The organism is Roseibium album, assembly GCF_965233825.1.
Classification (GTDB): Bacteria; Pseudomonadota; Alphaproteobacteria; order Rhizobiales; family Stappiaceae; genus Roseibium; species Roseibium album.
Window position 1 is genome coordinate 552,338 of the sequence record NZ_OZ247583.1, and the last position, 14,172, is coordinate 566,509.

The following is a 14,172-nucleotide window of genomic DNA, read 5'->3' on the forward strand; positions in this document are numbered from 1 at the left end:
CCTTTTGATGGCCGGAGCGGTCAAGAACGTGTGATACGTTTGCACAGGGCGACAAGCGTCGCTGCCTCGTGCGGTGTCAGTTCGGTCTTTTCAAACACCTTGTCCGTGACCTTGCAGCTCTCGCTCCACAATTCCCTGCCTTCCGGCGTAAGGTGAATGAACTTCTGGCGTTCGTCACCTTCCGCCATCTCCCGTCGAAGCAGATTTCGTCCCTCCAGTCGTCTGAGCAGAGGCGTCATCGTTGCCTTTGACAGGCCGAGGCGATTCGCCAGACTGGTGATCGAGACATTGTCCTTTTCCGCCAGCGCCATCAGCACGATATACTGGGCATAGGTAAGGTCATGCTCCTCCAGCAAGGGGCGATAATACTGATCAATCGTGTTGGATGCCGAATAGAGTGCAAAACACAACTGGGAATCGAGCGTAATCTCTGCTGCTTCCGAGACTGCCGATTTTTCTGACAAGTGAGTGATCCTTGGCTGGTGCTGCCTGACGACAATGTCAGCATATAGCACTTGATTATCTTTACGCATAATGTTAGTGCACGAACAATTCGTTTTCTAATTAATAACGAGGAGACCACTAATGTTCAGACCGGCTTTCATGGCACTTTGCATCGCCCTGACCCCAGGCACCTCGTTTGCCGATGATCCGCTCGCAAACGCGGAAAGTGCATTTGCCGCATTCCAGGACGTGTTTGGCGTGACAAAAGGCAAGCGGCGCAATCACACCAAGGGCTATTGCATTGAAGGCGAATTCCAGCCGTTGGACGCGGCAATACGCGACTTTTCCGTCAGCCCGCTTTTCACCGGAACATCAACGGTCATCGGAAGGGTTTCCCACAAGAGCGGAAACAATGAGGCATCCGACGACAAGTTCGGTCACTACGGCCTGGCTATGGAGATCACGACACCTGACGACGATGTGCATATCATCAACATGAACACCGAACATTTTTTCCCCGTCGCAACGCCCGAGGACTTCACCGAGTTGATGCGTGCGAAGGCAACCGGCAAAGAGGCAGTTGCGCGGTTCTCAGCAAAAAGCCCGGAATTGCGGGCCCACAAAAGCTATCACGCAGCACTCGACAAATCGCTCCGTCCATATGAAGGCGCAACCTACAACAGCATCAACAGCTTTTACCTGGTTGACCAGACTGGAAAGAAGACAGCCATCCGTTTCTCTTTCATGCCGGTGGGAGAGCACGAGATTGCGCTTGACCCGACCAAGGACTTTTTCCTTCAGAACATGTTGGCAAACCTGCAGGCCGGAGAAGTGGCCTGGAACATGGTGATCACGATCGCAAATCCGGGTGATCCGGTGAACAATCCGGCGGTTCCGTGGAAAGGCGATCACAAACGGATCAACGCTGGCAAGTTCGTCGTGACGTCCGCGATGACCGAAACGGATGGCCGGTGCGATGCGATCAACTACGACCCCACGGTTTTGAGCCAGGGCTTCGAGCCATCGGAAGACAGGATGCTTGAAGCCCGTTCTCTGATTTATGCGATCGGTGTCGGCAAGCGGCTTTCGGAGAAGGAATGACCTTCCGTTTTCCTCAACCAGCGACACCCGAAACAAATTGAAATTTCCTCTTTCCCGCCAGGAAACAAAAATGACCCAGGCCACAAAGCTGATAGATGCACTCAACGGTACATTCGGACGCCACAAGAGTTTTCGCGCTTCGCACGCCAAGGGATTTGCGGTCAGCGGCCGCTTTATCCCGGCACAGACAAATGCGGGTGTTCAAATCCCCCTTCTTCAATCCGAACAGCCGGTCGCGGCCAGGTTTTCGGTTGGCGGCGGCAAGCCGGGTATCAGTGACAAAAGTCCAACCGTGCGCGGTATCGGACTGATGATGGGCGGCGCGTCGGAGGTCTGGTCTCTGGCGCTGATTTCTGCTCCGGTCTTTTTCGCCAATAGCGCACAGCAGTTCGTCGACTTCCTCGCCGCCCGCGCACCCGACCCTGAGATCGGAGGTCCGGATCCGGAGAAGGTGAAGGCCTTCAACACTGCCAATCCGAATACCGTGCCACATCAGGAATATCTCAAGTCCACCTCGCCCTGCCGCTGTTATTCCACCGAGCGGTACCACTCGGGACACGCATACGGTTTTACAATCGACAATGCGTCGGTTGCTGCCCGGCTGGTCCTTGAACCGACGGCTGGTCGCACCGGATTGACGCCGGAGGAACTGGCCGTCTTTCCCGACGATTTTCTCCGGGATGCGATGACCCTCAAATTGGCCGATGGCCCGGTCTGCTGGGTGCTGAAGCTGATCGTTGCAAATGCGGCAGACGAGGTCCGGGACCCGACAGTTCCCTGGGATGGAGAACACCGGGAAATTGTCCTTGGAACAATAGAGATCGAAGACCTGGACGACGGCAAGGAAAGTCAGTTGCGGGTGTTTGATCCGGCGCATCTTGCAAAAGGTGTCGATGCTCCAGGTGACAAGGTTTTTGCTTTGCGCAGTGCTGCCTACGCGGAATCGAAATCGCGTCGCACTGAATGATCATCCGTATGGTGTCTGGCTCAGCCCCGTGAAGATCTCTGTTGTCGGTACGATACTTCCGGCACCGGGCGCTGCGATGAAGGTTTGTTTCTTGTTACCGTGCCCGGACATTCCTGGCACGGCGCATCTCGGTCAGCTCGATCAATTGCAGAAATAGACTTTACTTCGAACAAGAAAATTACCTAGAAATTCGATCTACATTACTATTTTATTTCACGAAATTTGAGTTTTATTACTTTTAATTGAAAAAAACTTCCTGCAATCCAATACTTCAAAAGAAATAACATGGGAATTGCAGAAAACTCATGGCCATAATGTTAAATCCGGTGGTTTTTATGAACGAATGCCCCACGAACAACCAGCATTTGCTGTCCGCAAACAGGAAGTGATGCATCATGACGAAGCCGTCCTTTGATCCAGCCTTCCTATCGGCGGACGAAACAATGCCTGATCCTTCCACCAGCACAGAAAGCCATGCGGAAAACCTCGACCAGGCCTCGTTGCCTTTTTTCTCGCTCGACGAGATTGCGGATCAACTGACCGATGGCTACTGGCTGAACGAGGGTGGACTGAGGCGAGCGTTTGACACAAGCAGCAGCAATCAGGTGTCGGTGAACATCGATGGTCTCAGCGAAGAAGGGCAAACCCTGGCGCAACGTGCGCTCACGGAATGGTCGAACGTCGCCGATCTGGAATTCGTCTACGTTCCCGGTGCTGCTCAGATAACCTTCAATGATGAAAACACAAATGCATCCGCGACATCCCAAACCAGTGGAGGCACGATTCTTTCATCTGAGGTCAACATTCCCCTGTCCTATCTGGAAACCCACGGCACGGAGGTTCCCGGATTTGCCTATTTCATGTATCTGCGCGAAATCGGGCACGCTCTTGGTTTGGGTCATGCCGGGAATTACGAAGACACCGCCACGTATGGCGTTGACAATCACTATGCCAACGATTCCTGGCAATCATCCGTCATGTCCGCGTTCAGCCAGACCGACAACACCTCGATAGATGCCAGTTTCGCCTATCCGGTCACACCGATGATTGCCGACATTCTGGCGGTTCAGAACCTTTACGGGGAACCGGACTACATCTATCCGGACTACAGGATATTCGGCGCCAATGTCTACGGTGATTACAACGAGCGAGGCTTTTACGAAATCAGTCCGGATGCGACTGTGACCATCTTCGATTCCGGTGGTGAAGATCTCATTCGATTTCTCGGATATAGCGGTGACCAGCGCATAGATCTCAACCAGGAAGCGACGTCGGACTTCGCCGGCGGAAAGGGCAATCTCGTCATCGCACGCGGTGCCGTCATCGAACGCGCCTACGGTGGAAACGGGAATGACGAGATTATCGGCAATTCCTCCGATAACTTTCTGGTTGGCTACGACGGTAACGACACGCTGATCGGTGGCGAGGGAGATGACTTTCTCAGCGGATGGAACGGCGTCGACCTGATGTTCGGCGGCCCGGGAGACGACACCATCATGGCGACGAACGAGGACGTCTTTTTCAAGGATGGTGCGCCGGTCGACCTGGGCGGTCCGGGGTATGATCGTTTGATCATTTCCCTTGAATCATACTTCGAGACCGACAGCCTTTCGCAATTCGGCATCGAACATTTCTGGGGTGGTGGCGGTGACGACCAGGCGATCGGCGACGATGGAACCGTCGACTACATTCTGGAAGGTCGCTATGGCAATGACATTCTGACCGGGAACGCCGGGAACGACACTCTTCTTGGTGGTGACGGCCACGACGTCCTGACCGGGGGCGCCGGCAATGATTTCTTGCGTGGCGGCATCTGGGGCTATGATCAACTCTTTGCCCAGGAGGGCGACGATACCGTCTACTACGCGAGCGGCAAGGTGTTCTGGGACAACCACAAACCCCGGGACATCGGCGGCTCCGGGTTCGACACCCTGATGATCGAAAACGGTTCGAAATTCAACACCGTAGGTCTCTCATGGTACGGCTTCGAAGCCTTCGAAGGTGCTGAAAAGACGGACCGGGTTTACGGAAACGATGCAAGCGTCAACTATCGCATGGATGGCGGTGGCGGCGACGATGACCTGCGGGGGAGTGGAGGTAACGACACTTTGCTTGGGGGAGAAGGAACCGACATCCTGTTTGGCAAGGATGGCGATGACCTACTTGATCCCGGCCCTTCCACGTCAGGACAACAGGAACTTTTTGGTGGTGACGGAAGCGACACCTACCGGATTTCAACGGATAGCGGCCGAACTTATATCGAGGAACTGTTCGAACAAGGCTCTGACAGCCTGGTTTTCGAGGGCCTGATGCCGTCGGACATCGAAACCGCGATCGTCGATGGCGACATGCTGCTTCTCTCCTGGCACGACGGCACGGGTCAGGTCACGGTAAACGACCTTGGGCAAAACATTGAACGGTATGAATTTGCCGACGGATCCGCATACTCGGCCGACGAGTTCGAATTTTCCTGAGTTATGACGCGCGCAACACCGGCACCGATCCGACGCATGACCGGACAAATTCGCTCTGCAAAACCTGTTGCAGCAGAAGAATCTGAATGCCGGGGTCAGCCACCGAAATCGCTGATCAGATCCGGCATGAACGGTAGATCCGTAACGCCAATATCTATACCGGCCTGCATGAACAGGGTTGAAAGCTGACCACGGTGGTGGGTCTGATGATTGAACATGTGCATGACAAGCAGCCATCGGGGACGACTGCGCGAGACACCATCCGTGCTTCTGGTCCAGGTCATCGTTTGTGCAAGCCAATTTTCTGAAAGCTGGTCGGCAAAGGTGATGATATCGCCGCACATGTCCTGTTGCGCCTGGCGCAATTCCAGGTAATCGTCAAAGATGTCAACACCCATACCGTTGACCTTGTAGGACTTTTCGAAAAACCGGTTCATCCAGACCCGGTCTGCAAACAGGATATGATTGAGTGTTGAGTGAACCGACCTGAAAAAGGCGCCCCGATCCTGCTTGCGATCTTCATCGCTCATTTGGTCTGCCGCAACATGGATCTTGTTCGTCATCCAGTTGTTGTAGGCAGCCATGCGTTGGTAAAGGCCTGGATCGATCTGCATTGTGCTGCTCCGTTGGCGAACCTCAGTCCGCATCCTCGGTTGATCCGGAACCGGCTGTTTCGAACCGCTGTGTTTCCGGGTCCATCAGCCGGAGTTCTCCGGAGCCGATATCGAACCAGGCACCGTGAAACAGAAGACCGTCCTCCCGGACTGCTCTTTCCACAAAGGGAAAGGTCATCAGGTTCTTCAGTGACTGGCGAACACCGGCATATTCCATGGCGAGTTGAGGATCATCCGCCTTGTCGATCGGCATGCAGGCCATGGCGATTGCAGCCGGTTCCAAGAGCTTGATCCAGCGCCCGATGAACTCGCCGGTATCCATGGGCGAATTCGCGTTTTCGCGGAAAGCTTTCACACCGCCGCACTGCCCGTGGCCCATGACAACGATATGCTTGACTTTGAGGCTGTCCACGGCGAACTCGATCGCGGCGCTCGTGCCGTGCTGACCCTGCGCTTCCTCGTGCGGCGGCACCAGATTGGCAACATTTCGCACGACAAACAATTCGCCCGGCCCGGCATGAAATATCCCTTCAGGTGTCACCCGGCTGTCGCAGCACGAAATCACCAGAATGTCCGGCTTTTGACCGTAGACAGCCAGACGCTCGTGGGTTTCCTTGTAACGGACAAAGCCCTTGCTGAGGTACCTTTCATAGCCGTCCATGAGAGATGCGGGAAAAGTCAACGATTAGCCTCCTTGAAAGCACTGGGTGCGCGCATCATCGGTTGGGAGGTTCTTATCACTTGCCAAAAGGAATGCAAATCAGCCAACGCGACTACGCTGTTGGGAGAACAGGAGCTCCGGCGCATCACGGAAACACCGTGGCGGACCGGTTAGCCGGTGACGATTTCATGTCGGATCGTCGGACCGTGCTTGCGCCGGGCACGTGCACCGGCGCAAGTCTCCGGCCTGTCAGCTGGCAGACTTGAGTTTTTGCACGACCTCTTCCGTTGTCCAGACAGCGTTGGCCATATAGCGGAAGTTGATGATCGCGGACAGGTATCCATCACCTTCTGGCAATTTCGCAGCTGCCGTTGCATCGCGTATCACGGCCACTTCGAATCCCTGTTCCAGCAATTCGCGAAGATGGCTTTCGGTACACAAATTTGCCGACATCCCGGCGAGTATGACCTGGTCCACACCGTTCTTGCGCAGCTGAAGCGTAAGGTCGTTGGTGTCGTTGCCATAAACCTTGTGCGGTGACGTCACGATGGTCTTGCCATCGTTGATGTATGGCTTGTATTGCGGCATCCAGTCGGCGCCGGACCCCTCGAAGCCTTCAGTCGTCAAGGCTCCCTTGCGGTCGAACATGCCGATCTTGTGCATCAGTTTCTCAAGCGCACCTTCGAATTTCCATCCGTGATCCGTCGGGTAGTAGTAGTGAGGCGAAACAGCCACCGTCAGACCCGCTTCCTTTGCGGACTTGAACAGCGTTTCGATGTTATCGACCGTGTTGTGTTCTTCCACGCTCGCACCGATCACGCCCCACGTCACACCATCGGGATGAAGAAAATCAATCTGCGGGTCTGTAACGACGAGAGCAGCGCGCTTGAGATCAAGCTTCATGTTCGAGGGTGGCAAGGCCGGTTCCGCCGGATCGGCATAAGGATTGGCCGTTTCTGCCGATGCGTTCCCTGCAACGGTGGCAGCGACACCTGCCGCTCCGGCCACCAGGGCACCGCGCAGCGCGGCGCGGCGCGAAACTCCCGACTTCCGCTTTTCGTTCTCATGTTCATGATCGTGACAATTGCACATCGACAAATCCTCCGGGTTTGATGTCAATGACCCCAACTTGAGAGACATGATGTATCTTTGCGTCCGAGAAAGAGACTAAAAGAACAATTTTTGTATCTTTTCATCCGAAAGGCGTGCAGTGTCACAACATGAATTTCGAGCACGTATTCGATCAGCTTGAGCTCACGACAGACCCTTTCGCTGTTTGCGAATTGCGTGGCGAATGCGATCTGGGTCTGGGACAGGATGCAAATGCCACGCTGCATTACATTCTCGCCGGGGAAGGCGCGATCCTGATCCATGGCGAACCGGCCATCGAGGTCAACCCCGGAAGTCTTGTGCTCATTCCCGCTCTCCAGAGCCATGCGCTGCGCAGCTTCGGCAGACCCGGCGAACCGGTCCCCAAATGTGATCCGGCAGAGCTCAAACTGCGACACGTGCTGGAAGTTTCTCGAGATGGCGGCGACGACAATCAGGTTATCGCGCTTTGCGCGCGTGTACGCGTGGGCTTGCGCGGTGCGGAAGACGTCATCGATCTCATACGCAGCCCGATCGTCGAGCGGATCGACCCTGATAACCCGCTGCGCCCCGTGCTGAACATGATCCTGCAGGAATTGAGCCGGCCGACGACCGGGAGCCACGCGATGATCCGGTCCCTGCTGACGCAGTGCATGATCGAGTTGCTGCGCCGTCGCGTTGTGCACGACGACGAAGGCCTGCGCTGGATGGCCGCCCTTCGGGATCCATCGGTCTGGGAAGCGCTGCGGGCACTGCTGGACGCTCCGGGAGACGCGCACACAGTGGAAAGCCTGGCTGCGCGCGTCGGCATGAGCCGTTCGACCTTCGCTCAACGATTTGCCGCTGCCTATGGAAGCGGCCCCATTGAGCTCCTGCGCGATTTGCGGTTGCACCGTGCCGCAAGGTTGTTGCGCGACGGTGATTTGCCCGTCAAGACGATTGCGCACTCGGTCGGATTCAGCAGTCGCACTGCCTTCAGCCGGTTGTTTGAACAGCGCACAGGCCAAAGTCCGATTCAGTACCGGCAACAGCAAATTTCACAAAGGCAAATCCTTTAGAAGCGTTCCGCACGCAGGACCGAGCAGTCCGATACCGTAACAACGCCGATGTGGCGCTCGACCACGGCAAAGGCCGCCTCCAGCATTTCGTCGAGCCGCTCGGGACGGATGATGCATATGATCGCGATCATGCCTCCGGCTCTGGAGACCTGGCCTTCGCGGCTCCAGCGCCCCGACCGGCCACTGCCGCCCATCACCGGCAGGATCGTGTAACCGGTCACTCCGGCTTCATCCAATGCGTCGGTCAACCGCGTTTCCATGGGCGCCTCAATGATGATTTCCACCCGTTTTGCATCATTCATCATCATGAACTCATCCTCCGGCAGCCTGGGCAATGCTGAGATAAAGCGGAATTCCGATCGTCAGGTTGAACGGAAAGGTAATGCCGAGAGACATTGTAAGGTAAATCGATGGATTGGCCTCTGGCAGCGCAACTCTCATGGCGGCTGGAACCGCAATGTAGGACGCGGAGGCACTCAACGTCATCAGCAGCATCGTCCCGCCAACCGAAAGGCCGATCACGTTTCCGGCCAGGAGGCCGGCAACCGCGCCGATCAACGGCATCAGGATACCGAACGAGATCAATCCAGGCCGCAGGAGTCCGGCGCTGCTGCGCAGTCCGCGTCCGGCGACAAGACCCATATCGAGCAAAAACAGGCAAAGAACACCCTTGAATGGGGAAACGATGAAACTTTCGATTTCCGATAGCCCTTTCGGACCGGACAGGAACCCGATGAAGAACGAACCGACAAGAAGCACGATGGAACCGTTCAGCAGGATCTCCCTCAAAAGTCCCTTGGTCCCCTTGGCCCTTTCTGCATTGGTATCGGCAGACGAGAACCTGGCCGCCAGCCAAAGAGCCGACAGGATGGCCGGAGCCTCCATGGCCGCTGCAACTGCAACGAGATAGCCTTCGCTGGCAATGCCCTGGCTCTGCAGAACCGACGTCGCCGCGACAAAGGTCACGATCGATATCGAACCGTAATGCCCGGCAACGGCAGCCGCATCGACCGCACTGAGGCGTGTCATGGTGCGCAACAGTCCGAATGCGGCAAATGGAATGACGAACGAAAGGACAAGGCCGGCAAGAAGTGCGAGCAGGAGCGTGGAATCAATGCCATGCGCACTCACGCTTACTCCGCCCTTGAAACCGATGGCGAAGAGCAGATAGATGGAAATCGCTTTCGCCGCCGCTTCCGGAACAGACAGGTCCGACTTGACCAGCGCGGCCCCCAGTCCAAGCGCAAAGAAGAGGATGATCGGCGACAGCAGGTTTTCTGCCGCCAATGAAAAGATCGTTTCAACCAAACCCGTTGCGCCCTTAGCCCGACCGCATCCCGACGAATGACTTCATCGAACAGAATACGTAAGAATACTTATATTGGCGGATATGGGTATTTCCTGAAACGCGTCAAGGACCGTCAGCAGGACAGCCGCTGAAAAACGCCTCATACCTTGAGAGATAGAGACTCAGGTCGCCACATTCACCTCGTGGGGCTCGTCGCCTTCGCCATGATCTTCGTAGGCATGCCTGATGTTGCCGGGTGGAATTCCGTCAACCGCGCCCCGGAGCGGATGAACCGGTCCATGATCAATTCCCGGTTCCAGCGCCTGCAATGCAGCCGCGCGATAGGCTGCAACGCCATCCAGAGCATGATTTTCAACGTGGTGGGCATCAATGAGCACCGCCGGTTCATTTTCGGAATAACCGGTATCGCTGTCGTGTCGCTGCGCGCGGTTACGCTTGTCTCTGCGGTCATAGCCGGTTCCATCACCGTCCTTGTCCGCAGGATACTCTGTCGCGTGCGCAACGACCTGGGCCGTTTGAGGCCTTTCGATCGTCGCCATCTGGGCCTCCTGGCCGTCAGAGAATGCCGCCTTCTGGCGGAACCCGCTGATAGTCTCAACAAAGTGTTAACAAAGCTTTACGCAAAGTTAACCTGTTGACACACCAAGAACAATAGTGCCTCGCGACGTTATGCACCCGAAAATTCTAGGCAGCGCGCTCCGCTGAACTTCCAACGATCTTGACAACGTCAGTCATGATATCTGTCAACTGGAAGTCCTTCGGAGTATAGACGGCGGCAACCCCCATCGCCTTCAACAGGGAGTCGTCTTCATCCGGAATGATTCCACCGACAACAACGGGAATATCATCCGCGCCTGCGTTCCTGAGCCGCTCCATGACATCGCGGACGAGGGCAAGATGCGACCCCGAAAGGATCGACAATCCGATGACGTGAACGTCTTCCTCGACTGCTGCATTCACGATCTGCGCCGGAGTCAGCCGGATGCCCTCGTAGACAACCTCCATTCCACAATCACGTGCGCGCACCGCAATTTGTTCAGCCCCGTTGGAATGACCGTCGAGCCCCGGTTTGCCGACCAGGAACTTGAGGCGGCGACCCAGTTTTTCCGAAACCAGTTCGACGTCGCTTCGAACCGATGCCAGATCGCCGGCATCGTCACGTACAGCCTGCCCGACACCGGTCGGCGCCCTGTATTCGCCGAAGACATCGCGCAGGACACGGCCCCATTCACCAGTGGTAACACCGGCCTTTGCCGCCGCAATGGATGGCTCCATGATATTCCGGCCTTCCTGAGCGGCCGACTTGAGTTCGGCAAGCGTGGCCGAAACGGCAGCGTCATCGCGGGCGTCGCGCCAGGCCTTCACCTTTTCAACCGCTTCTTCCTCCACGTGCTCCGGCACGGTCAGGATGGCACCATCTTCACCCGCCGCCAGCGGAGAGGATTCGCTCTCGATCCAACGGTTGACGCCGACAACGACCTGGTCGCCTGCCTCGATTGCGGCCAGACGCGCTGAATTTGCTTCAACGAGCTGCCGTTTCATATAGCTGGAATCAACGGCGGCGACCGCACCTCCCATGGTATCGATCCGGGCAAGTTCCTCACGTGCCTCGGCCTTCAGCGCGTCGACTTTCCGAGTGATCTCCTGAGAGCCATCAAAAATGTCGGCATATTCGAGCAGGTCCGTTTCATAGGCCATGATCTGCTGCATCCGGAGCGACCATTGCTGATCAAACGGTCGAGGCAATCCGAGCGCTTCGTTCCAGGCCGGCAGTTGCACCGCCCGTGCCCGCGCATTCTTGGACAGCACCACGGCGAGCATTTCGACCAGGATCCGGTAGACGTTGTTTTCCGGCTGCTGCTCGGTCAGTCCAAGGGAATTCACCTGGACACCGTAACGGAAACGCCGATAACGCTCGTCCTCGACGCCATAACGTTCCCGGCAGATCTCGTCCCACAGTTCCGTAAATGCGCGCATCTTGCACATTTCGGTAATGAACCGCATTCCGGCATTGACAAAAAACGAGATCCGGCCGACGGCCTTTGGAAAATCCTCTTCCGGAATTGCCTTGCTGGCTTTCATGGAATCCAGAATGGCAATCGCGGTTGCCAGGGCAAAGGAGAGTTCCTGGACCGGAGTCGCGCCCGCTTCCTGCAAATGATAGGAACAGACATTCATCGGATTCCACTTGGGCATGTTGGAATAGGTCCAGGCAATCACGTCCGTGGTCAGTTTCAGAGACGGCGCCGGCGGAAAGACATAGGTTCCGCGCGAAAGATATTCCTTGATGATGTCGTTCTGGGTCGTGCCCGAAAGAAGCGCGCGGTCGGCCCCCTGCTCGTCGGCAGCCGCGATGTAGAGCGACAACAACCAGGGAGCCGTGGCATTGATCGTCATCGACGTGTTCATGCGCTCCAGCGGAATTTCGTGAAAGAGTGCACGCATGTCTCCAAGATGCGCGACCGGGACGCCGACCTTGCCGACTTCTCCTTGAGCCAGAAGGTCGTCCGGATCATATCCGGTCTGTGTCGGCAAATCGAACGCAACCGATAGTCCGGTCTGGCCCTTGGCAAGGTTCCCGCGATACAGCTTGTTCGATTCCGCTGCAGTCGAATGTCCCGCATAGGTTCGGAAAATCCAGGGGCGATCCCTGTCCCCGATATTCTTTCCCGCCTGGCTCATGCCACAACTCCTTCTAAGGCCTTCTTCTGCCTGTCTTATTCTGTATTCGCAGCGCCTGGGCCGCCCAGATCTCCCGGTCTGGCAGCAACATGCATGAGATTACGCGCATGCGAAATTTCACTGTGCAATGCAAAATATGCTTGGCATTAAAATGCAAGTTAAGCAATAGTCGTATAGATCAACACCCTATTTTGAACAATAGTTGCGCAAAATGGGGTTCTGAGCCACTCGAGCCTTGTGCAGATGCGAAATCGGAAGTGACAAGAAGCCCTGGGAGGGGATGAATGACATCAGCAGCAGCAGCCGAAGCCAATGACAACCGAACTCTTGAGGATGCTCCGGTGAAAGATCTTTACGAAATCGGTGAAATTCCACCACTCGGCCATGTCCCGAAAAACATGTATGCGTGGGCAATCCGGCGTGAGCGCCACGGAGCACCGGAAGATGCCATGCAGCTTGAGGTCGTGCCGACCTGGGAGCTCGACAGCCACGAAGTGCTGGTCCTCGTGATGGCGGCTGGCGTCAACTACAACGGTATCTGGGCAGGTCTGGGTGAACCTATCAGCCCGTTCGATGGCCACGGCGCACCCTATCACATCGCCGGATCGGATGCCTCCGGGATCGTCTGGGCTGTCGGCGACAAGGTCAAGCGCTGGAAAGTCGGTGACGAGGTCGTCATTCACTGCAATCAGGACGACGGTGATGACGAGGAATGCAACGGCGGCGATCCGATGTTCTCCAATAGCCAGCGGATCTGGGGCTACGAAACACCGGACGGTTCCTTCGCGCAATTCACCCGCGCCCAGGCACAGCAGTTGATGCCCCGGCCGAAACACCTGACCTGGGAAGAAAGCGCCTGTTACACGCTGACATTGGCGACCGCCTACAGAATGCTGTTCGGACACCATCCGCATGAGCTGAAACCCGGGCAGAATGTCCTGGTCTGGGGCGCGTCAGGAGGGCTTGGTTCCTATGCCATCCAGTTGATAACGGCAGCGGGCGCAAACGCTATCGGCGTGATCTCCGACGAAGACAAGCGGCAGTTCGTCATGGATCTCGGCGCCAAGGGTGTGATCAATCGCAGGGACTTCAACTGCTGGGGACAATTGCCGACCGTGGGCTCGCCCGAATACGGAGAGTGGTTCAAGGAAGCACGCAATTTCGGCAAGGCAATCTGGCAGTTCACCGGCAAGGGAAACAACGTCGATATCGTCTTTGAGCACCCCGGGGAAGCGACCTTTCCGATTTCAACATTCGTCTGCAAGAAGGGCGGCATGGTTGTGATCTGTGCCGGAACCTCCGGCTTCAACTGTACATTCGACGTCCGTTACATGTGGATGCACCAGAAACGCCTTCAGGGTTCGCACTTCGCTCACTTGAAACAGGCGGCCTCCGCCAACAAGCTGATGGTCGAACGGCGCATAGATCCTTACATGTCCGAGGTTTTTCCGTGGGACCAGATACCCAGGGCACATACGAAAATGTGGAAGAACCAGCATGCACCCGGAAACATGTCGGTTCTGGTATCTGCTCCAACGACCGGGCTGAGAACATTCGAAGACGTTCTGGAAGCTGGAAAGCGCTGACAAAAAGCTCCCTGAAAGGCTTGAACCCCAAGCCTGATGCAGCCTGGCCGGCCCGTGTCTCACGGGCCGGTCTTTTTCGTTTTCGGCCCAAGGTCCAGGGTCATGCCGAAATGCACACCGGGAATCGGGCCCGGTTCCCGATAGAAGCGAAAAAGCCGCTTCAACACGTTTCATTCCCTGACCTGCC

13 protein-coding genes are annotated in these 14,172 nt (G+C 56.3%); 5 read left to right on the top strand and 8 right to left on the bottom strand.

The window, feature by feature from the left end:
* Window positions 1-20: 20 nt before the first annotated feature.
* Window positions 21-464, bottom strand: a complete 444-nt coding sequence (locus tag ACO6TI_RS02530; RefSeq protein ID WP_422384276.1) for a MarR family winged helix-turn-helix transcriptional regulator — start codon at window positions 462-464, stop codon at window positions 21-23.
* A 121-nt stretch (window positions 465-585) separates the two neighbouring features.
* Between ACO6TI_RS02530 and ACO6TI_RS02535 the strand changes: the two genes are divergently transcribed.
* The 3 genes from ACO6TI_RS02535 to ACO6TI_RS02545 all read left to right on the top strand — a co-directional run bounded on the left by ACO6TI_RS02535 (window position 586) and on the right by ACO6TI_RS02545 (window position 4,986).
* Complete coding sequence (locus ACO6TI_RS02535; protein ID WP_422384277.1) at window positions 586-1,545, top strand: catalase; 960 nt, start codon at window positions 586-588, stop codon at window positions 1,543-1,545.
* A gap of 70 nt (window positions 1,546-1,615) precedes the next feature.
* Window positions 1,616-2,512, top strand: a complete 897-nt coding sequence (locus ACO6TI_RS02540) for a catalase (protein WP_422384278.1) — start codon at window positions 1,616-1,618, stop codon at window positions 2,510-2,512.
* A gap of 395 nt (window positions 2,513-2,907) precedes the next feature.
* Window positions 2,908-4,986: a M10 family metallopeptidase gene (locus ACO6TI_RS02545; protein ID WP_422384279.1), complete on the top strand. Its 2,079-nt coding sequence runs from the start codon at window positions 2,908-2,910 to the stop codon at window positions 4,984-4,986.
* 95 nt (window positions 4,987-5,081) lie between these two features.
* Here the strand turns inward: ACO6TI_RS02545 and ACO6TI_RS02550 are convergent, their stop codons facing one another.
* The 3 genes from ACO6TI_RS02550 to ACO6TI_RS02560 all read right to left on the bottom strand — a co-directional run bounded on the left by ACO6TI_RS02550 (window position 5,082) and on the right by ACO6TI_RS02560 (window position 7,353).
* Complete coding sequence (locus tag ACO6TI_RS02550; RefSeq protein WP_104702484.1) at window positions 5,082-5,600, bottom strand: DinB family protein; 519 nt, start codon at window positions 5,598-5,600, stop codon at window positions 5,082-5,084.
* Between the two features lie 22 nt (window positions 5,601-5,622).
* A complete protein-coding gene (locus tag ACO6TI_RS02555; protein ID WP_422384280.1) occupies window positions 5,623-6,282 on the bottom strand; it encodes a carbonic anhydrase in 660 nt (219 codons plus the stop codon).
* A gap of 228 nt (window positions 6,283-6,510) precedes the next feature.
* On the bottom strand, window positions 6,511-7,353 hold the full coding sequence (locus tag ACO6TI_RS02560) for a cysteine hydrolase (RefSeq protein WP_422384281.1): 843 nt from the start codon (window positions 7,351-7,353) through the stop codon (window positions 6,511-6,513).
* Window positions 7,354-7,481: 128 nt separating this feature from the next.
* Between ACO6TI_RS02560 and ACO6TI_RS02565 the strand changes: the two genes are divergently transcribed.
* Window positions 7,482-8,408 (top strand): AraC family transcriptional regulator, encoded by a 927-nt coding sequence (locus ACO6TI_RS02565; protein WP_422384282.1) that lies wholly within the window; start codon window positions 7,482-7,484, stop codon window positions 8,406-8,408.
* Here the strand turns inward: ACO6TI_RS02565 and ACO6TI_RS02570 are convergent.
* From ACO6TI_RS02570 to ACO6TI_RS02585, 4 genes are all read right to left on the bottom strand, one after another.
* Window positions 8,405-8,716 (bottom strand): P-II family nitrogen regulator, encoded by a 312-nt coding sequence (locus ACO6TI_RS02570; RefSeq protein ID WP_055115542.1) that lies wholly within the window; start codon window positions 8,714-8,716, stop codon window positions 8,405-8,407. The genes ACO6TI_RS02565 and ACO6TI_RS02570 overlap by 4 nt on opposite strands.
* 4 nt (window positions 8,717-8,720) lie before the next feature.
* Entirely contained in the window at window positions 8,721-9,716 is a 996-nt protein-coding gene (locus ACO6TI_RS02575; protein WP_196893817.1) for a sodium-dependent bicarbonate transport family permease, read from the bottom strand.
* A gap of 162 nt (window positions 9,717-9,878) precedes the next feature.
* Window positions 9,879-10,256, bottom strand: a complete 378-nt coding sequence (locus ACO6TI_RS02580) for a hypothetical protein (RefSeq protein WP_104702489.1) — start codon at window positions 10,254-10,256, stop codon at window positions 9,879-9,881.
* A 145-nt stretch (window positions 10,257-10,401) separates the two neighbouring features.
* The gene (locus ACO6TI_RS02585; RefSeq protein WP_104702490.1) at window positions 10,402-12,399 is read right to left on the bottom strand and encodes a protein meaA; all 1,998 of its coding nucleotides are present in this window, start codon (window positions 12,397-12,399) and stop codon (window positions 10,402-10,404) included.
* A 284-nt stretch (window positions 12,400-12,683) separates the two neighbouring features.
* On the opposite strand from ACO6TI_RS02585, the gene ccrA reads away from it, so the two are divergent.
* The gene (ccrA, locus tag ACO6TI_RS02590; RefSeq protein ID WP_196893815.1) at window positions 12,684-13,985 is read left to right on the top strand and encodes a crotonyl-CoA carboxylase/reductase; all 1,302 of its coding nucleotides are present in this window, start codon (window positions 12,684-12,686) and stop codon (window positions 13,983-13,985) included.
* Window positions 13,986-14,172 lie beyond the last annotated feature (187 nt).